Below are 26191 nucleotides of genomic sequence, written 5' to 3'. Positions count from 1 at the left end.
AATTAATCTTGATATTTTTTCATAGTGTCTTTGGCAGACATGTCATACAGTGCTATACCTTCGGTCGTTGGGACTGATTGATTCCAGGGCGATTTTTTTATCGCTTTTTTACCATCATCATAACCTTTTTGAATGCGTTCATGAATGGATTTTTTGGAGAATTCGTAATCTTTTGAAGACAATTCCGTTTCATCGTGCTCATATAAAAATCGAATCAGTGAGATAGAGGAAGGGTGTCCTTTTTTAATACATTCCTTTATTTCAGGTTTTGATTTTTCCTCTGGAGAAAGATGGTTTGATAAAATATGAATCGTGTTTCTTAAATCATAAATTTCCTTGTGAAGGTTGATTAATTTTATAAACCGACTGGAAAACTCAATATCCTTTTTACGTTTTAATACCTCATCCATTGAGGTGGGAACCATACCAAAAGAATCAAACAAATGAATCATAAAACAAAGCAGCTGTTTTTGATTGTTATGATTGAGGATATAATTGACTGGTGAATTACTTGATATGCCACCATCCCAGTAATATTTACCATCGACTTTAACCGCTGGGAAACCAGGAGGAAGCGCGCCGCTTGCCATAATGTGTTCAGGTCCAATTTTTTGTTTATAGGAATCAAAATAAGTCATCATGCCACTGCTTACCTCAACAGCACCTACGCTGATTCGTGTTACCTTATTATTATTCAGGCGATCAAAATCGATAAACTTTTCCAAACTGTTATGCAGGGGAGAAGTATCATAATAACTTAATAAATCAGGGCTATTATGCCAACCGAAATCCGGAGAAGGGAAACGAGGTACAAAAAAACCGGGCTGGCCCAAGAGTAAAGCCGAATGAGCAGCAATTAAGTGTTGAACTTTTCTACTTATCTGATCATCGAGAAGGGCGGATTCATTGACGGCAGAAGGAGTAGCGATAGATTCCCAGAATTGAACCATTTTTTCTATCCGCTCTTTATCAGAGTTACCTGCAGCAATGGCAGCGTTAATTGCTCCAATTGAAGTTCCCACGTACCAATGAGGGTGGTATCCCACTTCATTTAAAGCGTGCAATACTCCTGCCTGATAAGCGCCCAAAGCGCCACCGCCTTGAAAGCTGCATGCAATATGGGGATACTCAACCTGTTTTGCAGACTTTTTAGTTCGAGTCATGGTTGTTTACTCCATGAACCAACCATGACTGACTACCAATGATTGTCCTGTAAGCGCATTCGATTCAAAAGACGCAAAAAATAAAGCGGTTTGCGCCACATCGTCTGTGGTGGTGAATTCCCCATCAACTGTTTCCTTTAGCATCACCTTCTTAATGACGTCTTCTTCACTGATGCCTAATTCTTTTGCTTGCTCTGGAATTTGTTTGTCAACGAGAGGAGTGCGGACAAATCCCGGGCAAATAACATTGGCTCTGACCTTGTGTGTGCCACCTTCTTTGGCAACTACTTTGCATAAGCCCAAAAGACCATGTTTGGCAGTCACATAAGGTGCTTTGAGTACAGAGGCTTCTTTGGAGTGGACAGAGCCCATGTAAATGATACTGCCGCCATTTCCAGAGGCATACATGTATTTTAAGCAAGCTTTAGTAGTTAAAAAGGCACCATCCAAATGAATAGCGAGCATTTTTTTCCAGTCTGAAAAAGCTAATTTATCAACTGATTCGATGATTTGAATGCCAGCATTGCTGACTAAAACATTAACCCCTCCAAAGTGATCGGCTACTTTATCCACACCCTGATTGACTTGTGTTTCATCGGTTACATTCATGGCCACAGCCATTGCCTGTCCGCCTGATGATTTGATTTCCTCTGCTACATGACTTGCCTGATCAAGATTCAGATCAGCGATTGCTACCTTTGCCCCTTCTCTAGCGTAAACAAGCGCAATTTCTTTACCAATTCCACTTGCTGCCCCTGTGACAATAGCGACTTTATTTTTCAGTTTCATATTTACTATCCTTAGTCATTGTTTTCCATGACTTGATTATAGCAATGGATTTTTAATAATGCCTTATTATTTGTTAACAAAAATTTTTGATGAATTGTATAAATTTTAGTAGCAGGATTTTTTTCAAAGGAGTAATCGATTTTTTCTTATCGTTTATCCAATGGTTTTGCTCAAATAAAGAACTATCCTGATCCTTCCTACATTTAGAAAAGACCAGGTTCTTAATCAGAGCGCTAAAATTATTAAATGAAGAATAAATTTAGTCAGCCAGTGGTATTAGTAGTAATAGTAGGGGTAACCGCTGTAGTAATAATACTCACGTCTGTCTTGCTCTTGACCGATGGCGCCGCCTACCAATGCACCAGCTCCTGCGCCAATTGCAGTTCCTAATGCTGATCCTCCAGAAACTCCATAGCCAATACCAGCGCCCGCGGCTGCTCCAACTGCTGTTCCAACTTGAGTATTCGTGCAACCTACCATCATAGTGGTTGATATCCCTATGAAAAACAACATTGGTATAATCTTTTTCATAGTAAACTTCCTTTTGTAAGTTGTTGCCTTCATATCAAGAATAGTACAAAATAAGACAAATATGTAAAAAATTTACTCAAATATAGGCGTGTTGTTGGAGATAAGGTTTGCTGATAGAGCGTTACGGTTGACTAAAGTGTTATTTAAAAATTTACTCGGATGTCTGTTTTCCAGTAATATAAGAATGTGGACTATTAATTTTTTGAGGGTAACATGTTTAGTGGAAGCATAGTAGCCTTGGTAACCCCGATGCGAAATGACAGCGTCGATGTTCATCATCTGCGAGAGCTGGTTGAATTTCACATAGCCAAGGGAACTCATGCCTTGGTTGCGGCTGGTACAACCGGTGAGGCTGGTACTTTATCACATAGTGAAAAACTTCTGGTTATCAAAACAGTCATTGAACAGGCAAAAGAAAGAGTGCCAGTGATTGCAGGTACCGCTATGAATGCGACCAAGGATTGTATTGAACTAACTCAGCAAGCCATGGAGTATGGGGCGCATGCTGCTTTAATTATGACACCAGCCTATATAAAGCCTACTCAAGAGGGGGTGTATCAGCACTACAGTCATATTGCCCAATCTGTAGCTATTCCGATTATTTTATATAATGTTCCAGGGAGAACAGCTTGCGATATGTTGCCTGAAACGGTAGCAAGACTGGCTAAAATTTCGAATATAATAGGAATAAAGGAAGCAACCGGGCAGATGACTCGTTTGCAGCAAATTTTGCGCTTGTGTGAAGGGAGTATTGATGTCTACAGTGGCGATGATTTGACAGCTGCCCAATGGTTGTTGACGGGGGCTAAAGGTGTTATTTCAGTCACGGCTAATGTGGCTGCTAAATTGATGGCAAAAATGTGTGATTTGGCAATGGATGATGACCAAGCAGGTTGTTTGCGTGTTCAAGAACAATTAATGCCTTTACATGAACTCCTGTTTGTGGAATCGAATCCAATTCCAGTGAAGTGGGCCATGAAAAAAATGGGATTGATTGGAGGGGAATTAAGATTACCTATGACGGAGTTGTCTGAAAAACATCATCAGGCTTTGGAAAAGGTATTGAAGAATTTAGAGTTGATATAACTGAGGATTTTGTTGTGAAAAAATTGAGTTTTATAGTCTTGGCAGCACTGGCACTAGCAGCATGTAATTCTCGCTATGCCAGTAATGGAGAGAATTTATATTTACAGAGCCGTAATGGTGAAGCTTTGGTAGTACCGCCTCCATTGACTAGCGCCAATATTAGTAATTTTTATGATTTACCTCAACAAACTCAGGATGCGCGGGTCAGCATAGTGCCTCCTGTGGAAGATATTACAACTTCATAAGGATTCATCATGACGCCATCAGAATCAGGAGAGTTGTTAATAATACAGGAGTTGTCTCAGCGTATCGTGGAGGCGCAGCGTCAAATCAGGATTCTTGATAGCATCAAATGGGATGAGTCAGTAAAGCAGGAATTTTTTAAGTTCAAGGGAAAAAAACTCCCTTCTATTGATAAGGCTTATTATGACGGTAAGCCACTGCCCTTTAAAGTAAAAGACAAGCAGGAAGAATTCCGTATCATTTTGCGTGATGCGCAAAATCAATTAGGGCAATATTCCACTGTAACTCGCTTAATCAGGCGTCAATGCGAAGAGTATAGTCGTGCTGCCCAGATGTTATCCTTGCGAGGTACTCCCTCATTTAGTGAAATGGCCATGGAATTGTATGGTAGCCCGGATGATGTGTTTTATGTGGGGGGACCACGTATGTGTGAAATGGGTTCTCTGCTGTTTGATGTATTAAAGAGTCTCCAGGTCCAATTGCAATCTCAGGCTGATGTCAAGCGTTACACGCCGATACAGGCTCAGGAAATTTTACAGGAGCGGTTAGGAACGTTTTTTGACAAGCACCCTGGTCGAGTGAGTGTTATGGTCAGTGATGATATGATTGCTGATGCGTCTGCCGGGGCTGACAGTATCAAATTAAGCCAGAATGCCATGTTTAGCGATAGGGATTTGCGCTATCTGGAAGTCCATGAGGGCTGGGTTCATGTGGGTACGACCCTCAATGGGGCTTTGCAACCGAATTGCTTCTTTCTTTCTAAAGGTTCTCCTTCCAGCAGTGTGATTCAGGAGGGCTTGGCAGTCATTACTGAAGTAGTGACATTCTCTTCTTATCCGGGCCGGATGTTGAAAATTACAAACCGCGTAATTGCCCTGGATAAGGTGACTCAAGGAGCGGATTTTATTGATATTTATCGCTACTTCCTGGAATGTGGATTATCAGAGGAAGACAGCTATAATCAATCAGTACGTATCTTTAGAGGCAGCACACCGACAGGTGGCCCATTTACCAAGGATTTATCCTATGCCAAGGGATTTGTTTTAATTTACAATTATATACGCTTTGCTATAGGTCAAAAAAGAGTCGACACAATCCCACTATTATTTACCGGCAAGCTGGTTTTGGATGATTTACCTTTGTTAGGGGAGTTAAAAGAGCGCGAGATTTTAACGGATCCAGTGTATCTTCCGCCTCCTTTCCAGGATTTGGCTGCTTTAAGCGCGTGGATGAGTTTCTCTCTGTATTTGAACCAGTTTGACTTAAATGAAATTCAAAAAAACTTTCGATTTTTGTTGGTTTAAACATTAATGCGTTTGCATTTGACCAAGAGTAAACGGATAATCGTGTCTGCAGCGGGCATAGGCTCCGCCTATTTTAGTTGGGTTTGGGTAATAGGCGTAATGCGTGGCATTATAGTTGCAGCAAGGTACTGAACTGATAAAACATCCCCGCTTGGCATTCCAAACAAAACCTGTTTCAGTCAGGTCCAGGGTCCGCCCATCAAAACAGACATACCTGGGCTGAGAAGCCTGACCGCCAACAATACAGCCTTGGGAATAGCTTAGGTTTGTTAGAATTAATCCACAAAGAATTATTTTTATTCTCATTCTATTCACCTTATCCTTGCTATACTTCTATTTATAAAGCTGACTTAAGTTTCAATCTATTCACCCTGTGGAATTAGTATCGGCAAAATTTAAGGATAACTTAAGATTTTTAGCTTAAAATGAACACATAATGATTCTCGAGGAGTACATCCGTATGGCCAAAAATAAAGAATTTTTTGATGCGCTGAAAGAAATTGCAGAATCAGCAAAAAGTGATGAAACTCTTCGTAATGAGCTTACAAAAGTTTTAGATGATATATTGAAAACCGATCCCTCTGATCCTGAAGCTTTTAGAAAGGTAATAACTGATAATCAGGATTTTTGGGATAAGCATGATTATTCCAGCTTGATGGAGTTTAAAGAAGGATGGCTTTTTGGTCCAAGTCGAGAAGAATATTTAGAATCAGACAATTTTTTGGACTCTAATGATTCAACAAACAGTTTTCAAAAATTACATCAATTGGCTGCAGAACAACGAGTCAAACTCGGGTTAGAAAAATCAGATGCAGACACTTTAGTTGCAATTTTGAAAAACAATCCAGATGAGTGCAGGGCTTATATCGAATCCAAAAAACCTGTTTTGGGTAATTTTAGTGAAGGGAATGTGCATGGTTGGAAACAGAATGAGCCTGCACTCACTATTCCTTCGGTAACAATCAATAAATCCTCTAATGTATTATCTGATGAAGCGATTAATAGAATTAAAAAAGAAGCTGGGGAATTGTTATTAATCAAATTGATTAACGGTTCTGAAAATAACGGACGACTAGAGGAATTACTTGGTGCGGGGACTAGGGATGATGCTGTGCGCGTTATGAGTGCTTTGGGTTTTCCTCCTGAAGGGAAAGGAGCATTAGCATATCCTCTAAATGATAAAGTAAAAGAGGCTTTGGATGAGAGGATTCAGAAGCTAAAAGAGAAAGCTGCCGAGGCTGGATTTGTTGACTATGTCCAATCACTATCGCACGATGCACTTTTAGCCAAGAAAACAGGATTAGAGGATGGTGCATTTGAGGCATTTAAAGACAGCTTGGACGAGCCCTACAATACGTATTTACCAGAATATGCATCGGGCATGGCTATAAGTGTTTTGGGAGCTCGTTATCTTCAAGCCGTTTTATCATCAACAACTCAAAATCTCAAGGATGCTCTCAATGCTAAAGATGCCAATGCATTGATTGCTGAATTAAAAAAAACTGCCCTTTTGGGATCCCATGACTACATTGATAAAGCGGTGACAGAAGAAAATTTAGGCTCGCTCAAAAAAAGCATGATGAAAAGCTTTATTAATAATATTAAGGATGAGCCGAATTTAAAAGCACTGGATGCTTTAAAGGCATTGGATGGGGCTAAAAATCTGGATAAATTTAAAGAGGTACTGGGTAAATTAGGTATTACTCCAGCGGACTGGGTAAAAGACAGCGACTTGAAGGATATGAAACAATGGGCGAGAGCGCGCCAGTTTGAACTTGAAATAAACAGGGTCTCTTCTTTAGGTAGTGGAGCTCATTCGAAATTAATGAGCGCATTGACCCAGCTTCCAGTAGAAAAACAAAGAGAGATTTTGGCCAAGCCACAACAATTACGCCATTTAATGAACGCTTATGAATCTCATGTAGCAGAACATTACCTTGGAAAAAACGCATCCGGCATTGCAGAGCTCTTGACAGAGAATAAAAGACTCGAGGGATTTAGAGCTATTCACAATGCCGAGGTAGCCAGAGTTTTGGCTAATTTTAAACCTGAAATCACTTTAAATGATAAGCAAGTTGCTGCTATTAATCAGGCATTAACCACCGCCAACTCTAACCCCAATACCTATACCCAGGTCACCGACTACAAAACCTTGATTGATGCCATTAAAACTCAATCTGGCTCGGTAAATCAAAAAGATTTTTATAACGCGTTTAATTTAAACGATGATGGTAGTGCTTTTACCAGTTCAACTCCTCGAAAAGATGAGATGAGTAAGCAGCAACAACATAATAAGAATTTGTACATTGAATACAATAACCCTGCCAATTCAGGAAATAAAAAACTATTAGGTGTCTTATTAAGTTTGGATAAACTTGTAATTTTTGGAATACGTGGAAAGCCATCAACACCTACAAGCTCACCTATAACAAATTATTTTTTGGAACATCTAAAGGACAGTAAAACCGTTGAAGAATACACCGATAAATTATTTGGCAAAAATCCGACTGATCCGGGGCTTCAAAAGCTTAAACAAGATTGTTTAAGGGAGCTAACCCCTGCTTTATTTAACGAAATAAAAAATGATATCAGGAAACAGGAATTGTTAGATACCAATCCTGCTAATGTAATGACAGCAGTCCATGATCTGAATACCGAATTCGAGGCTATTAAAAAAATCACAGGGCCAATAAGAACCAATGCTGATAAGTTAAAGTTTATCAATGATATTGATCCGGTTCATTTATACAACCCAACCTTTCAGGGTACCGCCAGATCGAAAGCGGCTGAAATGAAAGAGAGATACGAAGGATTGTCCAGGGATTGTGGGCTTGTTGTTGATCAATTAAGGCGTCAGGTGGTCGCTCTCGAAGGTCATTTGAAAAGTTTGCCCAAAGACAGTGAATTTAAGGCTACTGGCTTGACCCTGGAACAAAAAGAGGAAATCAAAAAGTTACGTACTGATTTGGAAGCGGAATTGAGTGCGGTGCGCAACGATTTGGATTTTTATAAAAAAATACAGGGAAAATTAGAGACTATTGTAAAAGAAGTGGATGTCGCAGCCAAAGGTAAGATGCATTACTACTACAATTCCGAGGGTATTAAACGCCATCCTCCTGTTTCGCGCGATCAGATACCTCCATTACCCAATGTACCCAACCCTTCCTTGAGATCATCAGGTACGACAGCTATCACTGGCTCTACCGGAAAGATACAAGAATTTCTTGTTGGTGAAAAAATACCGGAAGGACAGATCGTTGTTGTTGATGTGTCTCATAAAACGGCACCAAAATCCGGAGCTCCTGTTGAAACGATAGGACGGTATACTCAGGATAACAACGTTCCTGATCAGGTAACGAGCAAAAAAGGAGAAATAAGCAAGGTTCCCGGAAGTAAATTTGAGATTTTACAATTCCCGACCCAAGTCCCACCTCCAACCAGTCCAAGTGATGATCCTCTGGTAGAAGCTAAAGTCAATTTCTCCATGGCTATGGCGGCTGATATTTTAGCGAGTCTGGATAGTCCTCCAACCAAGGATAAACCAATAAGATTACGCGGATCTAATCCTGAAGAGCTGGAATATTTGTACACTGCCTTGGTGATTCTTGGTGAAAAGAATCCAAAATTCAAGTTTAGCCGTGACGCGATTGAGGTAAATTCTGCGGTATTCCATCCAGATAATGTAAAAGGACGGTTGTGGGGATTTAGTAGCAATTCATTATATAGCCAAGTATTTACTAACACAGGATTAACTGAGACCCAAAACATAATACAGTCTAAAATAAAACATATGCAACAAATGACTGATGAGAAATTTAGTCCTCAAAAAGAAAGAGAAAAAGTGGACTCCAAAGTACAAGAGATCACTGATAAACAAAGCAAGATGAAGAAGGAACTGAATCCGGTACATAAAACAACCGAGAAAACCATTGAACAGGAAGGACCAGCACCTGAAAGTCCAAGTACAGGGATGCGTAAGTAAATAATAATGACTCTGGTTCTCATTTTTGGTGGAACGACGCTCTTTTGCCAAATGACAGGGCTAAGAAATAAATGACAATAAGGAGTACTCAATTGAACTCTAACAAGGAATTGGCTATTGGTGTATTTGATTCAGGCATGGGGGGGCTTACGGTTTTAAGGGCTCTGCGTGATAAATTACCTCACGAGTCCTTTGTTTATTTGGGAGATACGGCCCGATTGCCTTATGGTACGAAAAGCCCTGACACAGTCAAACAATATGCTATGCAAATGGCAAAAATTCTGGTTGAGCGTCGCATAAAGGCTTTAGTTATTGCCTGTAATACGGCAACGACGGCTGCCTTGCCTCATTTACAGAGCATGTTAACCGATATCCCTGTTCTGGGTGTGGTGGCACCTGGTGCAGCCGCTGCTGTGTCTGCTACAAAAAATCATCGTATTGCTGTTCTGGCTACAGAAACAACCATTGCTTCCAGAGCTTATCATGACTTGATCATTAAGAGTTTGCCTGAGGCGGTTGTCAGCAGTCGGGCTTGTAGTGTTTTGGTCGCCTTGGCAGAAGAAGGCATGGTGACTAATTCCGTTGCTCGTGAGGCATTGAAACATTATCTCGACGATTTTTCGGATGAAGATGCGGTGTTGTTGGGATGCACTCATTTTCCAGTATTTAAACCCTTGTTATCCAGCTTATTACCCAAAGGCGTAGCAATTGTCGATTCTGCTCAGGCGACTGCAATTTCTCTTTATGAATTATTGCGAAATCAAAATCTACACAATGACAATTTGGTTGTGGCCCCTAAAATCAACTATTTGGTAACAGATTCTATTAATAGGTTCCAGAAGGTAGGCGAGATATTTTTAGGCGAGCAATTGAGTTTGAGTGATATTGAATTGATTGATGCTATGGGTTAGGGTTATTCTTCCTTAGCGGGACGACTCATTAAGTTGTTCACGGCCTCTTGGGCATGAACAATACCATGCAATAGCGCATTAATTTGCTCACAAATTGGCATTTCCACCCTATTTTTGTTGGCTATAGCGCAAATTTGAGCGGCATTGTGTTTCCCTTCAACTACTTGGCCAATTTGGTGTTCGGCTTCAGGAATAGGCACTTCACGACCCAAGAGCAATCCAAAGCGGCGATTGCGCGATTGATCATCGGTACAAGTCAATACCAAGTCCCCTACACCAGCCAAGCCTAGAAAAGTATCTTGCCGTGCTCCCAGGCTTAATCCCAAACGAGTCATTTCAGCAAGTCCACGGGTGATAAGCGCTGCTTTGGCATTGGCACCATACCCTAAGCCATCGCTGATTCCACACGCTATCGCCAGGATATTTTTAACAGCGCCACATAATTGCACGCCTATTAAATCATCACTTAAATAGACACGAATGTTATCGTGATGAAATAACTCATGCATTTTTTTTTGATAGCTCATATTGTTGCTGGCCAAAGTGAGAGCTGTTGGCAGGAAGCGGGCCACTTCTTTGGCAAAGGAAGGTCCTGAAATAACTGCTATGGGAAAATCAATCCCAAATCGACTCGCAACCAGCTGGCTTAATAATTGATGACTTCCTGGATCAACACCTTTAGTAAGCCACGCTAACCCTTTGGTTGATTTAGGGATTTTATTGATTAATTCCGCAAAGGCATGGGATGGAACCGCTATGATGACATAATCTGACGCTTGAACACATCGAATTAAATCATCAGATGGGATCAAATTCTCTGGAAAAGTTATATCAGGAAGATAAGCTGGATTTGAATGTTGTTCAGCCATGAGGGCAACATGCTGTGGATTATGGCTCCACAGCAGCGTTTTATACCCTATTTTAGCTAAATGAATTGCGACAGCGGTGCCCCAGGAGCCGGCACCTAACATGGCAATGGTTTTTTTATTCATCTTAGTGAGAAACAGTCTCGTCTTTAGCTCCAGTTGCTTTTTGTTTTTCTTCCAGCTGCTGCATATATAAAGCATCAAAATTAATCGGTGCGAGTACTAATTGGGGGAAGCTGCCACGAATGACTTGCGAGGTAATTGCTTCACGAGCATAGGGGAACAGGATGCTGGGGCAGAAACTATGAAGCAAGTGATCCAACTGACTTGCTGCGGCGCCCTGGATAGTAAAGATGCCTGCTTGTTTTACTTCAACCAAAAATGCAGTGGTTTTTTGATTCATCACTGTGGTTGTAACAGTTAAAACCACTTCATAAACGTTTTTATCCAGTTGAGTCGTCGTTGTATTGAGATCCAGTTTGAGTTCTGGTTCCCATTGTTGTTGAAAAACAGCCGGAGTATTTGGTGTTTCATAGGATAAATCTTTGATATATATTCGTTGAATCATGAATTGAGCTTCATCATTTTGCTGATTAGTATTCAGTTGTTCAGTCATGTTTTATTCCTATTTTTTTAAAAGTTCATTTAATGTTCCCTGGGCTTCCAGGGCATATAAATCATCGCAACCACCTATTGCCTGGTTATTAATGAATATTTGAGGCACTGTACGTCGACCACTTTTTTGTATCATTTCTTCACGTAATTCAGGCTGTAAATCGACGCGGATTTCGGTGTAGATAACCTTCTTTTTATCTAACAATTCTTTCGCTTTAATACAATAAGGACAATAACCTGTAGTGTAGAGTATGACTTCATTCATCTGTTCATTTACCCTTCACTAAAGGAAGATCAGCGTTTTGCCAAGCTTGAATTCCTCCACTCAGAACGAGAGGTTGATAGCCTTGATTGCGGATTTTCATTGCAAGGGTTGGAGATTGTAAGCCTCGGGCACAGACCAGAATAATGGGTTTATCTTTGTACTTGCTCATTTTTTGTTGATCAAAATCATCAGGGTTTACGTTCATTGAATTAATGATATGGCCATTTTTGAATGATTCCTTGTCGCGTATGTCGATGACGATGGCATTTTCATTGTTCATTAAATCAACTAAGGATTGCGGTGAAACCTCCTTGGCTTTCTTTCTTTGAGAGAGTATTTCATTAATGAAAATTAAAAATACAACCACAACAAAGGCGAGCCAGAGTTGCCAATGATTGATGATGAACTGACCTAATTTTTCCATAGCTGTACTCAAGATATTTTTTAATTTGACGAATTATCCTAAGATTACTGCTTTAACGCAAGTAAAGTGTTACTAGTAATTGTCTTGTTCATCTTTTTCTCTATTTCTTTTTAATAAGACATACACAGCCCCCAAGCCTCCATCTTTTGGAAGAGCACTATGGAATGCCAGAACTTGACTAAATTGCGGCAACCAGCGATTGATTAGATTTTTTATTACCGGAGGAGCGCCTTGATGACCTCCTTTGCCATGAATAATGAGTAAGCAGCGTTTATTATTGAGTGATTGAGTCTGGATAAAATCATAAAGAGCTTGACGAGCTGTTTCAGTTTTTAATCCGTGTAAATCCAGTTTGGCTTCCCACAGAATTTGTCCATTTTTTAGCGATCGAAATCTCTGACTGGGTATACTGGAATTTGAAAAAGACAAAACAGTATCAGACTCCACAGTGTCACGAATAAAATCGGATAAAAAATATTCTTCTTTGGGTATGGAGTGACTCTCGGACGTTGTGGTTTTTTTTTCATGGGTGGACAAAGTCGAGGTTTTCTCTCGCTTGGTTTTTTCGTTTAATGGTTTTACAGAACGCATATGATGACGAAACAGGGCTTTATCCTCATCAGACAAGAAATCATCAGTCATTTTTAACAGGAATCAAAAGAATATATTTAATTATAACTTAATTTGGAGTAATTCTTTAGGTGAGAATCGAGCTATGCAAAGGCACTCTTTTGATCACATCCCTAGTATTAAAGAATGCACGACATATGTTTTAATTTAGTGTACAATTTGTACTTTTTCTATGGTTATGGTTGATAAGCTCGTGAGCAGTTATTTTAGCAAGGAAACAGAAGAACTCGTTACTATTCTGGATTTTTTACGATTTAGTTTATCCTGTGCTGAAAACGCACAATTATTTTATGGTCACGGTACGGACAATGCATGGGATGACATGAGATCCCTGATTTTGAGAAGTTTGTCTTTACCATACGATGTTGATCCTTTTTTATTAAATGCACGTTTAACAACCAGTGAACGTAAACATCTTTGTAATCAACTGGATAAACGAATTAATCAAAGAGTGCCCGTACCTTATTTAATCAAGGAAGCCTATTTTTGTGATTTGCCTTTTTATGTTGACGAACGAGTGCTTATTCCCAGGTCACCAATAGGAGAGTTAATCAGTAATCAATTTTCCCCCTGGATAGACGCGGAACAAGTACATCAGGTTTTGGATTTGTGTACCGGGAGTGGTTGTATAGCGATTGCCTGTTGTTATGCATTCCCTGAGGCTCAGGTCGATGCCGTGGATATTTCAAATGAAGCATTGGCTGTAGCTACGAAGAATTGTGAACGTCATGATGTTGGCGATCAATTGACACTGATCGAATCGGATTGTTTTACAGCACTGTCAGGGAAACAATATGATTTGATCGTGAGCAATCCCCCTTACGTGGGTAAGGAAGAGATGCAGACCCTGCCGGATGAATATCGCCATGAACCGGTTTTGGCATTGGAAACAGGAAATAATGGTTTAGCTATTATTGAAAAAATTTTAAAGAACGCCCATGCTTATTTAAGTGAACATGGAGTTTTGGTCGTGGAAGTAGGTAATAGTGAACAGGCTCTATGCGAAGCCTATCCTTTGGTTCCTTTTACCTGGCTGGAAATGAGCAACGGTGGGCAAGGGGTGTTTTTATTAACAAAACAGCAATTAGAAGAATTTTTTAAATAAGCGAGTAAGGCATGTCAGGGAATACCTTTGGAACGTTATTTACTGTAACAACCTTTGGTGAAAGCCATGGTCCTGCTATTGGATGTGTGGTTGATGGTTGCCCTCCCGGAATGCCTTTAAATGAAGCAGATATCCAGCCTTTTCTAGACAAACGCAAACCGGGTCAATCCAAATACACCACCCAGAGGCGAGAGGACGATACGGTACAAATTCTTTCTGGTGTATTTGAAGAGAAAACGACAGGCGCTCCTATAGCATTACTGATACAGAATACTGATCAGCGTTCCAGGGATTATGAAGACATTAAAAACTTGTTCCGACCAGGGCATGCTGATTTTACCTACCATCATAAATATGGGCACAGAGATTATAGGGGCGGGGGTCGGTCTTCCGCTCGTGAAACAGCGGCACGAGTTGCTGCCGGTGCCATTGCCAGATTGTATTTAAAGCGTTATTTAAACCTGGATATTATTGGTTACTTGCAACAAATGGGCGATTTGAAGTTGCGATTTGAAAATGAAAGTGAAATCGATAAAAATCCTTTTTTTTGCCCTAATAATAAGCAAGTTCACGAGCTGGCTGATTATATAGATCGCTTGAGACGCCAGGGCGATTCCGTTGGGGCTCGAGTGAAGATACTGGCACGAGGAGTGCCAACAGGGTTGGGAGATCCGGTATTTGATAAACTGGATGCCACTCTCGCTTATGCAATGATGTCGATTAATGCTGTTAAAGGTGTTGAAATAGGAGCTGGTTTTAATGCTGTGGAGCAGCTGGGAAGTAATCACAGAGATCAAATGACGTCCAAGGGATTTTTGAGTAATCATGCCGGTGGTATTTTAGGGGGAATAGCGACTGGACAACCTATCGAAGTGAGTATAGCCTTAAAACCAACTTCAAGTATCACAACTCCAGGACAAACCATTAATACTGAAGGTGAAGAGGTCACTGTAGTAACCAAGGGACGTCACGATCCTTGTGTGGGAATAAGAGCCGTGCCAATTGCAGAGGCAATGATGGCTTTGGTGTTAATGGATCATTATTTACGACATAAAGCACAGTGTAAATAATAAATTAGACTGTTTAAAAATTTATCCGTGTCGTAGTCAGTACTTCGTTTCGCAGATAGGGGATATACTTGGCTAAGGCATTGTTAACTGATGGTAAGATGAGGTCATAATGAGCAGACATTTGAATGTAGCTATTGTAGGGGCAACAGGCGCTGTTGGAGAAACCTTTTTAACCGTTTTGGAAGAAAGAAATTTTCCAATTGAATCCCTTTATCCATTAGCGAGTTCTCGCTCAGTAGGCAAGACAGTAACTTTTCGAGATCAGGAATTGGATGTTTTGGATTTGGCAGAATTTGATTTTAGCCAAGTGGATCTCGCCTTATTCTCTGCCGGTGGCGCTGTTTCAAAAGAGTATGCGCCAAAAGCTGTGGCTGCCGGGTGTGTGGTGGTTGATAATACATCCTGTTTTCGTTATGAGGATGATATTCCTCTTGTTGTCCCTGAAGTCAATCCTCATCGAATCGCTGATTATATTAAAAGAGGTATTATTGCTAACCCTAATTGCTCCACCATTCAGATGGTAGTTGCTCTAAAGCCAATCTATGACGCTGTTGGTATTAGTCGTATCAATGTAGCGACTTATCAGTCTGTTTCCGGGACTGGCAAAAAAGCCATCAGCGAGCTGGTTGCTCAGGTAGGTGATCTTTTAAATGGAAGACCAGCTAATGTTCAAGTTTATCCTCAGCAAATTGCTTTTAATGCACTTCCGCATATTGATCAATTTGAAGACAATGGCTATACCCGAGAAGAGATGAAGATGGTCTGGGAAACTCGCAAGATTATGGAAGATGACAGCATTATGGTTAACCCTACAGCCGTCAGGGTTCCTGTTATTTATGGGCATTCTGAAGCGGTTCATCTGGAATTAAAAAAACCTTTGACGGCTGACGATGCTCGTGCGCTTTTGGCAAAAGCACCTGGAGTTACTGTAGTGGATAATACTGCTAAAGCAAGTTATCCCACTGCAATTAAGGATGCAGTCGGACATGATGATGTTTTTGTAGGGCGTATAAGACAGGATATTTCTCATCCTTGCGGGCTCAATTTGTGGATAGTCGCTGATAACATCCGAAAAGGTGCGGCAACTAACGCGGTACAGATCGCTGAAATACTGCAAAGAGAGTTTCTGTAAAGCTTCCGTTGCCACAATAACAGAGATTCAGTATCTTGATAGCAAACCTGTATGTCCTCCATCGGTCATGCAGGTTATGTTAGAAAAAATGCCATACTTTTTATATCCTAAGTTATACTTCTATTATGACTGTTAAATTTTGAAAAAGATGGCGAAAGAATATTATTTATCTGATGAAATCGAAGAGATAGTACTCGCGAGTACTGTATTGTCTTACTCTCGCTCCAATTTATCATCAAAACGCTTCAATGATTTAAAAAATGGGAAAATTCCTTGGGAAGCGGAACTGGATTTAAACGGTTTAAAAGTTGAATCTGCGCGTAAGAGTTTATATCAATTTATCCAAACTCAAATAAAAAGTAATAAGCAATGCATTCTTATTATTCATGGCGCGGATAATTCTCAGGACAAACCGCCTTTAATGAAAAATCTGGTTAATCGGTGGTTACCTCAGATCAATGAAGTATTGGCATTTCATAGTGCCAAGCCTAAGGATGGTGGTTCTGCGGCTGTTTATGTCTTGCTGGGCTCAGTATTTCATGTCGAGTTACCCACACGCTTGCCTTCCAATCGAAGTGAAAGTACTTTTCTGGTGGCTGAAACAAAAGCAATGGAAAGACGGAGGCGGTTGGCTGAGCAGCAGGGAGAGAGGAGATTTGCTTCTGTTAAAGCACGCGAACATTCGGAAGAAGAAATCAAGGTTGCTCCAGAAGGGGAGTTGCAAAACAATATATTGCAACACCCTGAATTGAACAGTCAGCGTTTCGATGGAATAGATCCTAATTTAAATCCCGAACCTCCGCTCAATACGGAAGCACGGAGGGAGTTTGATAATGAGAGAAGAGAACAGGATAAAGAAAAACAATTACGTTTAGGCAACATGCCAAAATTTACTACAGCACCTACCCCACGGGGGCCCTAAATGAGTATTGCAAACGATATTATCAGTCATAGAATGCCTGATTTTGATGCTTATCTGCGCGCAGGGGAGTCTTTGGATGATATCGATGAATATGGTTTTACTCCCCTCATAGAGTGTGCTATTACACGGCAAGTTAAAATTGCGGAGCAGTTAATTGCTCGCAAAGTTGATATTAACAAGCCAGATGTCACAGGACGTACTCCATTACATTGGGCAGTGGACAATAATGATTTGGATATGACCAAACTCTTGTTAACCTATGGTGCTGATCCTAATGCTTACACTCGTAATGGTCTTTGTGTGTTGGTTTACCCGGTTTTGCGTGGCCAAGACGCAATAAAGCAGTTGTTGTACCATCATGGTGCGAAACTTGATTTTGCTCTTGATTTTATTAATGCCAAATTGATTGGTCATCGATTTGAATTGCAAGGCGATGTGGATATTGTCAATGCGAAAGGTGAATTCATCGAGCTCGATTATGAAGGGTTTATTTTGGAATTCACTGTTGCTGTTGTAAAAGACTCCTTGCGGAGATTTATCAGTAGTTATTCGACTCGGCATTTAAGGGATTATTTTCCATATATTCATAATATTATGGATGCTTTTACTGACGCAGCAGAACTGTTGCAGTATCAACATCATCCCAGACTTGGCGAACAACATTTCAAACGTATCGCCGCTTTGTTAAAAGCTCCCATGCTGATTCTTCCTGCGGCAAGTCGTGGTCATGCCTTATGTTTTGTCCGCTATCACCAGTGGTGGGCAAAAATTGACAGGGGTGAAAACAGCTTGCAAGAAGGAAGCGTTAATATTTACCGAATAACCAGGCCAGAGGCACTGACAGTCAATTTTATCCATGACTTTTTATATAAAAAACAAAACAGAAGATTTTATCATCAAGTGATAAACCAACAATTGGGGCTGCTTCCTTTTGCTCAAATGCCAATCAGCTCTCAAATTAGTGGAAATTGTTCTTGGGCTAATGTGCAAGCGGTTGTCCCAGTCGCATATTCTATGCAAGAGCTGACCAGTGTAGAAAATTTTAATCCTGACGCGGCCTTATCACTGTATGATGAGTGGGTCGAGTGGGATAAAGACAGGGCCCTTGATGAATGCATACAACGCTTTTATTTAGCCAGTCCTGAACGCAAAGCAAGTATTGCTGCAATATTGGGAGGTATTTTGTTTCAAGCTTGTGATCATGGCAAGAAGCATCATCTGGAAAGAGCGGAGAAAATTCTTAATATTTTGATATTAGATGAATATTATTATGTTTTGAGCAGTTATCTGGAAGAATACTGTATTAAACGATTAACCCGTAAAGGAAATAATTTATTGAAAATTCTGGATGATTGTGGGATTAATCCTAATATTGGCGTTAATCCTGTTGCGACAGGCCTATAAACAGAAATTTTCGGTTAATAATCTAATAGTTGTTGATTTTGTGAAATCAGCGTCCAGCCTGTAAGACAAGCAATTTCTTTTATTCTCGTGTCAATTTGTGAAGGGATGATTAACTAACTGACATTGATTACAACCCGAATAGCCTGAAGTTTTAAAGTGGAGCTATTAATGAAGTAATTACTCTCTGAAATTTTCCTTTTAAAAAACTCAATTTCTTCATCGCGAATAGCGGGATTAATTTTTTGCAAGGATTCCAGTCGATTAACTTCTTGAGAAGTCGTTAGTTCCATCATTGATTTTGCTTCTTCAATAAATAATTTCATCTGATCTTCTGCGATTTTGTTGGTTTGTTGCAGAATGGATTCAATCTCTTCACGAACTTGTTTAATAACAGGGTAACCCAGATGACGTTTAAGTGGTTGGCACAGATTATTAAGCTGCTCATAACTTAAAATGCTTGATAAATTTTTACCGGTAGTATCCATCAAAATTCGAATTGGCAATGAAGGAATAAATCGGTCAAGTTGTAAGTATTTAGGGGCGGAAGAATTAATGGTATAAAAAGTTTCCAGGAAGAGGGTACCCGGTTTTATGCTTTTGATTGAAATAGTAGTCACTGTGGCGTTGCCAAGTTCTGACTCCAGGATCATTTCCATAGTGTCGTAAACCATGGGGTGTTCCCAACTTAAAAACTCCATGTCTTCCCGAACAAGAGCTTTAGGGCGAGAATAAGTGACGGTCATACCGTCTTCTTTTAGTCCAGGAAAATGAGCGGTTTTCATGTGGTTACCAGGGCGCAATATTTCGGCATTCTCGGAATGATATTCCTGATCAATTCCATATTCCTGATACACTTGCGACATGTAATTTTCAAGTTCAAGGCAATTTTCTTCTGCTTCTATCGCTTCAATGAGTTCTTTCCCTATAGCGTAGTTACAAGAGTTTAATTCTAATAATCTATCTCTTCCCGCATTAAGGGCTTCTTTGATATGGTGGGTGTGTAATTGGGTATCAGCAATAAGCTTCTCTAATGAGTGTTCGTTAGTCTCCTGCATGGGATTAGATAAAACAGGTGTCAGCCGATTTTCAAAAGTTTCAAAAATTGAAAAGCCAACAGAGCAGCTTTGTTGAAGAATGTTGATTCCTTCGTGATACCAGCGAAATAGCTTTTCCTGCGCGGTACCCGTTAAATAGGGTACATGAATTTCAATGGGATGATTTTGACCAATACGATCCAAACGCCCGATACGCTGTTCTAAAAGGTCAGGGTTTAATGGCAAATCAAACAAAACCAAATGATGGGAAAACTGGAAGTTTCTTCCCTCACTTCCTATCTCGGAACAAACAAGAACCTGTGCACCATTTTCTTGTTCTGCAAAATAAGCGGCGGCTCTGTCACGCTCTATAATGGTAAGTCCTTCATGAAATAAAGTACTTCGAATGCCTGTTTTTAATTTTAAATACTGTTCTAGACTAATGGCTGTTTTTGCCTTTGCGCAGATTACCAGAATTTTTTCCGGACGTAATTCATTAATTTTGTTAACAAGCCATTGCACTCGGGGGTCATGGTCTATCCAGGAGTCATTATTAAGCAAAGTTTCAGGGTAAAGATGGATTAAGTTGGATTCTCTGATTATCTCGGAATAAAGCGCTGGGCATGTTAATGCGACAGGGTGTATTCTTCTTTCGGGAAATCCTTTAATCGCTGCACGAGTATTGCGAAAAAGTACTCGACCTGTGCCGAATCTATCAAGCAACTCTTTGATCGTTGCATTAATGCCAGCAGGAGCTTCTTTACCCAAGAGTTGTTTTAAATGAGAGTGGAGTTGGGGATTTAACTCATCTACGCCATTTTTTTCCTTATAATCCATGAGATCCTGAACTATTTTATTAATTTCATGGTATTGCTTTTCTTCATTTACAAAGGCTGAAAAATCATAAAAGCGTGCTGGATCAAGTAGACGAAGACGAGCGAAATGACTCTTCATTCCAACTTGTTCAGGAGTCGCGGTAAGAAGAAGCAGGCCTGTGCTTCGAGCGGATAATTTTTCAATGAACGTGTATTCGGGACTTTGTGAGTCTTCCGACCAATAAAGATGATGCGCCTCATCTACTACCAGAAGATCCCATTGCGCAGCTAATGCCTGTTGACGCGCTGTTTCATTTTCCAGAAGGAAATCCAGGCTGGTTAATACCAGTTGTTCATCTTCAAACAGATTGCCATCTTCTAATGCTGGCTCGATTGGATTGTCGTTATCTTCCAACTCATCAAGTGCGGATGGCATGGCATCGTATTGATTTGGACCAATGATAGAGAAATGCAGATTGAACCTCCTTAACATTTCGACAAACCATTGGTGAATCAATGAATTTGGAACAATGATTAATACACGTGAAGCACGGCCAGTATGCAGTTGATAATGCAAAATCATTCCCGCTTCAATGGTTTTTCCCAATCCAACCTCGTCGGCAAGCATCACTCTGGGAGCAAATCTTTGGGCAACTTCATAAGCGATATAGATTTGGTGGATAAGATGGCTAGTTCGCGAACCTAATAGGCCTCTTGCTTTAGATTGTTGTAATCGACCTAAATGCTCTAAGGTTTTAATTCTAAGCTTAAAAGCGTTCAGTTTGTCTAATAATCCGCTGAAGAGTCTTTGTTGCGGGGAATTAAGTTTGATGAAACAGTTAAGTGCCAGTTCACTAACTTGAGTCACATTTCCCAAGTCGTCGTTTCCTGTATACAGTAAAACACCATCTTGTTCCTGGACGGAAGTTATTTTTATTTTTTGCTGATCATTGGTAAGGATTTCTTCACCTGTTTTATAGACTATGCGGCTTAGTGGCGCATTATCTATAGCGTAAATTCTATCCTCTCCAGCGGCCGGGAAACTGATAGAAACTTGTCTGCCATCTACTTCAGTAATAATACCTAAACCCAGTTGTGATTCGGTGTTACTTATCCAGCGTTGACCAATGCAAAATGTCATTTAGAGAAACTTCCTCATTAACATGAATTATGGATAAGGATTATATAAGAAGTAGTCGATATGCAGGGTTCGTTCGGGCTGAGGAGATGCCTAAGCATCGTCTCGAAGCCTTGGCATGAAACATTAAATTCCATATAAGGCTTCGAGACGGCATAAATGCCTCCTCAGCCCGAACGATTGGAGATAACGACCTATCTTATCCATAACTCACGTTCATTATTAAATAATTGAAAATGAACTGTATGTTTTAATGCGTGATTGTATCAATTTTTGATACAAGTTACACAAATAATTTTAGTGGCAAATTGATTGTTTTATTTGCATGTGAAAGCAAATTTTTATTTTTAAATAAAAGAAAAGATTATTTTGTCATCCGATATTGCATGAAGAGTATTAATTCATAAGGAGCATTAATAAGTCAAAAGATGATAATGCCTCATTTTGACTTAGTATTTGAATTTTCAGAACTTTTTTGTGGTTGGTTTATTAAAATAAAATTTAATTGTAAAAAATGCAAGAATTACTTGTCTTATTGATAATTTATGATTAAAAATGGACATCTAAGGAAGATTTTTAATCGTAAGGAGTAAATATGGCTACTAATGAAACAGAGCTTCAAGTATTGATCCAACATGATAGCAAATCAACAATCACTACTTCTAGCTTGGACAGTACTGATAAGGATCCTAAGGCAAGTACTGACACTCCTGAAATTGAAAGCGGTAGTCTTGCCCAAATCGTCGATACCCAAAAACAACTGAGCCAAGTTAAAGAAAGCCTGGAATCAATAGTAGACAGTATAGCGGAAAATCCCAGCCTGATTACTCGTGCTGCGTCTGCCTGGGGTGAACTACCTATGTGGCAGAAAGTTACAGGTGGTATTGTCCTGACAGCACCTACTTTGGCAGTAGGATTATTTGCCCACATCGGTGTTTTATTAGTAATAGGGGGAGTAACAGGAATAACCTATACAGCAGGTGCAATTGTTTTGGATGACCACCATACTTGCAATGTGAATATTGCCAAACGATTAAAAGAAGGACTTTTTGGTTTGGCAGATCTGTTACAAATTACGATTGAGGCATTGGATTCAATTCGCAAAAAATTTGCCGAGGAAATAGAGAAATTTAAGAATGAAAATCTCAGATTAACTGATAACATCGATAGACTGGGCAGTGAAGTGGAATCACTGAGTGCGCAGGTCGAGTTGTATATTGAAATTGAGAAAATGCTCCGTAAAGATACAAATGAAATGGAGCAAACCGTCAAAAAACTTCAAGAGTCTACCACAAAACAAACGGATTTATTGGAAAAGAATCAAAAAGAACTGTCAAAAATCAGAAAGGAATACGAAAAAAGCCAATTGCAGTTAGCTGAAAAAATAGCTGAATTACATGAAGTCAGATTGTCTTTAGGTCTGGAAGTTGAAAAGGCTAAAACAGTGGCGAGGACATTGGAGGGAACAGTCCAGACATTGACAGGAACAGTCATTGCTGATGAAGAACAACGCGTCACATTTCAAAAGAAACTGGATGGATTCCTGAATGAGAAACAAGTCAGCTTTGATCAAGTAGCGGAGCGAATTTGCAAGGCAGAAGAAGAACTTAAAACAGTCAAAGAAGAATTAAGAAAAAGCAATGAGCGCTATAGTGAATTATTAAAGCGTCAGGAGCAACAAGTTGAACGCTTGGAAAAATTGGGTTTACCTAAATTAGATAAAGTACACAGATTGGATAAAGTAGTAGACAAAGAAAACGTTAAACCCAGTAATGCCCCTGTTCATTCAGGTTTGCTTTCCCATGGAATGTATAGTCCACCCAAAGGTAAAGTCTCCCAACCTAAAGTAGAGGTAGTAGAGGATAATCAGACTATTGCTTTAGTTAATTAAGAGAAGGACTTAAGGAACAAGAGCCAGGCTTGTTTTAAAAGTTATAATTTTAAGTAACTGTTCAAGGGATATGTAATTAAGGATTATACAGGAAAATTTGCATACCCCATGAATAGTTACAATTTTAAAATCGGTATCCTGACAATAAAATGTGCCCTGTTTTATCCGAAAATCCAGAGGTTGCCTGGATTTTGCGGATAAACCTTAATTGAAAAAATGAATAGGTACATATTAATATGCCCTATTTCTCCTCTTGCTCTTTAGCCAGTATGGCTTCCCTTTTTTTGTTGCCTTCATTTTTTGCAGGGATTGAACGATTTCCTTGTTGGCCACCATGACTTTGCTGATTCGCGTTGGATTTTTTCCGTTGTTGGTTTGCGCTGACGCCAGCATTTGTATTTCCTGATGAAGAACGTTGCTGACCTCCGCCTGAACGACGTCTACGATTTGGATTGCTGCCTTGTTGACGTTTGTCTCCTCCTGAGTTTTTGGAAGACGTGTGTTTTCCTTGACTTTGAGCGCGATGATGATGTTTTTTACCGGGTTCTTGAGTTGCGGTATGGGCAGCTGCTGAATGGCCGCCAAATAAACTGGTCCATAATCGCTTAATGAAACTGGTATGAGGATGTTTGATGACCCTGTGTTCGGCATATGATTTAACAGCAGGTTCGTCATGGGACGCCGGCTCTTTATCACTGCTGGGAACCTGTACTTCAGGTTGCTGAATCAAAGAGTAGCTTGGTTTTTTAGATTTCCCTACATTGTCTTCTTTCAGACGAGTAATCGTATATTGTGGAGGGTGCAAATAAGGATTCGCAATAACAACGACACTGACGCCATGCCTTTTTTCAATATCTCTGATAAAATTGCGTTTTTCATTCATAATGAACGTGGCCATTTCTGGCGGTAATTGCACTTGAATCTCAGCTGTTTTTTCTTTGAGCGCTTCTTCTTCAATAAGACGGGTAATCGATAAGCCATGTGACTGTATACTTCGTACAGTTCCTCTACCCTCACAACGAGGGCAAACTTCCTGGGCAGTTTCTCCTAATGATAATCGGAGGCGTTGCCGTGACATTTCAAGAAGGCCAAAACGTGAAATTCGTCCGACTTGAATTCTGGCTCTATCAGCCTGCAGCGCTTCTTTGAGCCGATTTTCAACTTCTCTTTGATTTTTACTTGAACTCATGTCAATAAAATCAATAACTACCAGACCACCTAAATCACGCAGGCGAAGCTGACGAGCAATTTCATCAGCTGCTTCAAGGTTGGTATTTAATGCAGTCGCTTCAATATCGGCACCGCCTGTAGCCTTGGCAGAGTTAATATCAATTGATACCAGAGCCTCAGTTCTATCGATGACCAAGGCACCTCCAGAAGGAAGCATGACCTGACGCTGGTAAGCTGTCTCAATTTGGCTTTCAATTTGATAGAAATTAAAAAGAGGGATACTACTGTTATAGAGTTTTAGATTAGGTAAAAACTCTGGTTTTACGCGTTCAATGTATTGTTTTGCTTTGATATAGGAGATTTGATCATCAATAATAATTTCACTGATGGATTTTCGCAAATTATCGCGAATGGAACGAATAATGACATCGCCCTCTTGATGAATCAGGCAAGGTGCAAGTTCTGAATTATAAGCTTCCTTGATGGATTGCCACTGATTGCAAAGCATGTTTAAGTCATCTTGCAGCTCTTCCAGGCTTTTCCCAACACCTGCAGTGCGAATAATAAGACCCATGTCTTCAGGAAGGGTTAAGGCATTTAATGTTTCACGTAATTCATCTCTCTCTTCACCTTCAATGCGTCTTGATATTCCGCCAGAATGAGGGTTATTGGGCATTAAAACGAGGTAACAACCTGCCAGGGTAATAAAAGTCGTCAGAGCTGCCCCTTTATTACCCCTTTCTTCTTTATCCACCTGGATAAGTAATTCTTGGCCTTCACGGATAAGGCTGGTAATTGGAGGTTTCTCATCTCCAAACTCTTCCGGGTTTTTGCTTAAATATTCAGGCGCTATTTCTTTCAGGGGTAAGAAACCTTGACGTTTGGAACCATATTCAACGAAAACAGCATCAAGGCTGGGTTCTCTTCTTGTGACAATAGCTTTATAAATATTACCTTTTTTCTTTATTTCTCCTGGGCATTCAATATCCAGATCAAATAATTGATTGTTTTTAATTAGTGCAACACGAATTTCTTCTGTTTGCATTGCATTGATTAGCATTTTTTCCATGTATAACCCCATATTTAGGGCGCATACATTTATATCGAGATAGTGTAAGGCTCTGTATAGCGCATGATCATTTCTACAGTTTTCTTGCCACGAAGTTAATTTTCCTGGTTCCACATCTTGCATTCATATTAAATGTGCTGAGAGAGGGAGTCAGAAAATTAATGTCCTGGTCTCTATTATTCTGGCGAAACGATAACAGCCTATTTCCTAATTGCTCAATTTTGTTTTTGAAAAACAATGTTATTGAGCAGGCAGGGTGAGGAACTTTAAGCTGACCCATGACCTTGTTGACAGACCGTACGCATGTTACCTCAATAGTTAAAGGTGCACACTGTATGATGTACCGTTTACAGATTAAGTGGGTTGGAAAAAAAAGGCCTTTCATCAGGCGTGCAAAAGCCCGGCAATAATTCGTAATTGGTATAAAGCATGTCTGGCATGCGTAGGTATCTGTCGAAATAATTATCAATTTTACTCTGGTATTGGGTCGCTTCCTTATATCTTCGACTTAAATGGAAGCGCATCTTGTTTTTTCTTCCAAGCATCTGCTCATGCTCATCAAGATGAAAAAACAGGGGTAATTCTTCAACTTGTGGTTCAAGTTCTTATTGAATCCAACCTGTTTTATATGC

23 protein-coding genes are annotated in these 26191 nt (G+C 40.0%); 11 read left to right on the top strand and 12 right to left on the bottom strand.

Going from position 1 to position 26191, the window contains the following annotated elements; genetic code table 11:
- Positions 1 to 2 precede the first annotated feature (2 nt).
- The 3 genes from CC34_RS0113225 to CC34_RS0113215 form a co-directional block, all read right to left on the bottom strand.
- On the bottom strand, positions 3 to 1163 hold the full coding sequence (locus CC34_RS0113225; protein WP_027227347.1) for a patatin-like phospholipase family protein: 1161 nt from the start codon (positions 1161 to 1163) through the stop codon (positions 3 to 5).
- A 6-nt stretch (positions 1164 to 1169) separates the two neighbouring features.
- Entirely contained in the window at positions 1170 to 1952 is a 783-nt protein-coding gene (locus CC34_RS0113220) for a 3-hydroxybutyrate dehydrogenase (protein WP_027227346.1), read from the bottom strand.
- A 276-nt stretch (positions 1953 to 2228) separates the two neighbouring features.
- Positions 2229 to 2483, bottom strand: coding sequence for a YMGG-like glycine zipper-containing protein (locus CC34_RS0113215; protein WP_027227345.1), 255 nt, complete (start codon positions 2481 to 2483; stop codon positions 2229 to 2231).
- Positions 2484 to 2696: 213 nt separating this feature from the next.
- Between CC34_RS0113215 and dapA the strand changes: the two genes are divergently transcribed.
- The 3 genes from dapA to CC34_RS0113200 are packed head-to-tail and all read left to right on the top strand — an operon-like array spanning position 2697 to position 5116.
- Complete coding sequence (gene dapA, locus CC34_RS0113210) at positions 2697 to 3569, top strand: 4-hydroxy-tetrahydrodipicolinate synthase (protein WP_028379626.1); 873 nt, start codon at positions 2697 to 2699, stop codon at positions 3567 to 3569.
- A gap of 14 nt (positions 3570 to 3583) precedes the next feature.
- On the top strand, positions 3584 to 3814 hold the full coding sequence (locus CC34_RS0113205; protein WP_027227343.1) for a hypothetical protein: 231 nt from the start codon (positions 3584 to 3586) through the stop codon (positions 3812 to 3814).
- 9 nt (positions 3815 to 3823) lie between these two features.
- On the top strand, positions 3824 to 5116 hold the full coding sequence (locus tag CC34_RS0113200) for a flavohemoglobin expression-modulating QEGLA motif protein (RefSeq protein ID WP_027227342.1): 1293 nt from the start codon (positions 3824 to 3826) through the stop codon (positions 5114 to 5116).
- Positions 5117 to 5119: 3 nt separating this feature from the next.
- On the opposite strand, the gene CC34_RS0113195 is transcribed toward CC34_RS0113200, so the two are convergent.
- On the bottom strand, positions 5120 to 5422 hold the full coding sequence (locus CC34_RS0113195) for a hypothetical protein (RefSeq protein ID WP_027227341.1): 303 nt from the start codon (positions 5420 to 5422) through the stop codon (positions 5120 to 5122).
- Positions 5423 to 5552: 130 nt separating this feature from the next.
- Here CC34_RS0113195 and CC34_RS0113190 point away from each other — a divergent pair, with 130 nt between their 5' ends.
- Both CC34_RS0113190 and murI read left to right on the top strand, forming a co-directional pair.
- The gene (locus tag CC34_RS0113190; RefSeq protein ID WP_080272064.1) at positions 5553 to 9098 is read left to right on the top strand and encodes an interaptin; all 3546 of its coding nucleotides are present in this window, start codon (positions 5553 to 5555) and stop codon (positions 9096 to 9098) included.
- Positions 9099 to 9169: 71 nt separating this feature from the next.
- Entirely contained in the window at positions 9170 to 10009 is an 840-nt protein-coding gene (gene murI, locus CC34_RS0113185; protein ID WP_080272063.1) for a glutamate racemase, read from the top strand.
- Between the two features lie 2 nt (positions 10010 to 10011).
- Here murI and CC34_RS0113180 read toward each other — a convergent pair whose 3' ends face one another.
- The 5 genes from CC34_RS0113180 to CC34_RS0113160 all read right to left on the bottom strand — a co-directional run bounded on the left by CC34_RS0113180 (position 10012) and on the right by CC34_RS0113160 (position 12821).
- Complete coding sequence (locus CC34_RS0113180) at positions 10012 to 11001, bottom strand: NAD(P)H-dependent glycerol-3-phosphate dehydrogenase (RefSeq protein WP_027227338.1); 990 nt, start codon at positions 10999 to 11001, stop codon at positions 10012 to 10014.
- A gap of 1 nt (position 11002) precedes the next feature.
- Positions 11003 to 11491, bottom strand: a complete 489-nt coding sequence (gene secB, locus CC34_RS0113175; RefSeq protein WP_011216200.1) for a protein-export chaperone SecB — start codon at positions 11489 to 11491, stop codon at positions 11003 to 11005.
- Between the two features lie 9 nt (positions 11492 to 11500).
- Positions 11501 to 11755 (bottom strand): glutaredoxin 3, encoded by a 255-nt coding sequence (gene grxC, locus CC34_RS0113170; protein ID WP_027227337.1) that lies wholly within the window; start codon positions 11753 to 11755, stop codon positions 11501 to 11503.
- 4 nt (positions 11756 to 11759) lie between these two features.
- Positions 11760 to 12179, bottom strand: coding sequence for a rhodanese-like domain-containing protein (locus tag CC34_RS0113165; RefSeq protein ID WP_027227336.1), 420 nt, complete (start codon positions 12177 to 12179; stop codon positions 11760 to 11762).
- Positions 12180 to 12251: 72 nt separating this feature from the next.
- Positions 12252 to 12821 (bottom strand): Smr/MutS family protein, encoded by a 570-nt coding sequence (locus CC34_RS0113160; protein WP_027227335.1) that lies wholly within the window; start codon positions 12819 to 12821, stop codon positions 12252 to 12254.
- Between the two features lie 160 nt (positions 12822 to 12981).
- Between CC34_RS0113160 and prmB the strand changes: the two genes are divergently transcribed.
- From prmB to ankH, 5 genes are all read left to right on the top strand, one after another.
- The gene (gene prmB, locus CC34_RS0113155) at positions 12982 to 13914 is read left to right on the top strand and encodes a 50S ribosomal protein L3 N(5)-glutamine methyltransferase (protein WP_027227334.1); all 933 of its coding nucleotides are present in this window, start codon (positions 12982 to 12984) and stop codon (positions 13912 to 13914) included.
- Positions 13915 to 13925: 11 nt separating this feature from the next.
- Positions 13926 to 14984, top strand: a complete 1059-nt coding sequence (aroC, locus tag CC34_RS0113150) for a chorismate synthase (RefSeq protein ID WP_027227333.1) — start codon at positions 13926 to 13928, stop codon at positions 14982 to 14984.
- A 109-nt stretch (positions 14985 to 15093) separates the two neighbouring features.
- Entirely contained in the window at positions 15094 to 16116 is a 1023-nt protein-coding gene (locus CC34_RS0113145) for an aspartate-semialdehyde dehydrogenase (RefSeq protein WP_027227332.1), read from the top strand.
- Positions 16117 to 16264: 148 nt separating this feature from the next.
- Positions 16265 to 17038 carry a Smr/MutS family protein gene (locus CC34_RS0113140; protein WP_028377817.1) on the top strand — a complete coding sequence of 258 codons (774 nt, stop codon included), beginning with the start codon at positions 16265 to 16267 and terminating at the stop codon, positions 17036 to 17038.
- The gene (gene ankH, locus CC34_RS0113135) at positions 17039 to 18442 is read left to right on the top strand and encodes a Dot/Icm T4SS effector AnkH/LegA3 (protein ID WP_027227330.1); all 1404 of its coding nucleotides are present in this window, start codon (positions 17039 to 17041) and stop codon (positions 18440 to 18442) included. It begins immediately after the preceding gene.
- A gap of 113 nt (positions 18443 to 18555) precedes the next feature.
- Here ankH and rapA read toward each other — a convergent pair whose 3' ends face one another.
- Positions 18556 to 21432, bottom strand: coding sequence for an RNA polymerase-associated protein RapA (rapA, locus tag CC34_RS0113130; protein ID WP_027227329.1), 2877 nt, complete (start codon positions 21430 to 21432; stop codon positions 18556 to 18558).
- A gap of 592 nt (positions 21433 to 22024) precedes the next feature.
- On the opposite strand from rapA, the gene CC34_RS0113125 reads away from it, so the two are divergent.
- On the top strand, positions 22025 to 23320 hold the full coding sequence (locus tag CC34_RS0113125; protein ID WP_027227328.1) for a LegC2/C7 family Dot/Icm T4SS effector: 1296 nt from the start codon (positions 22025 to 22027) through the stop codon (positions 23318 to 23320).
- A 241-nt stretch (positions 23321 to 23561) separates the two neighbouring features.
- On the opposite strand, the gene CC34_RS01000000116595 is transcribed toward CC34_RS0113125, so the two are convergent.
- Together CC34_RS01000000116595 and CC34_RS1000000117175 are read right to left on the bottom strand one after the other, a co-directional pair.
- Positions 23562 to 25559: an Rne/Rng family ribonuclease gene (locus tag CC34_RS01000000116595; RefSeq protein ID WP_032830202.1), complete on the bottom strand. Its 1998-nt coding sequence runs from the start codon at positions 25557 to 25559 to the stop codon at positions 23562 to 23564.
- A 347-nt stretch (positions 25560 to 25906) separates the two neighbouring features.
- Positions 25907 to 26104, bottom strand: a complete 198-nt coding sequence (locus CC34_RS1000000117175) for a hypothetical protein (RefSeq protein WP_011216190.1) — start codon at positions 26102 to 26104, stop codon at positions 25907 to 25909.
- Positions 26105 to 26191: the final 87 nt, after the last annotated feature.

Source organism: Legionella pneumophila subsp. fraseri, from assembly GCF_000586315.1.
GTDB lineage: Bacteria > Pseudomonadota > Gammaproteobacteria > Legionellales > Legionellaceae > Legionella > Legionella pneumophila_B.
The sequence above is the reverse complement of the archived record's forward strand: the minus strand, read 5'-3'. Positions and strand labels throughout refer to the sequence as shown.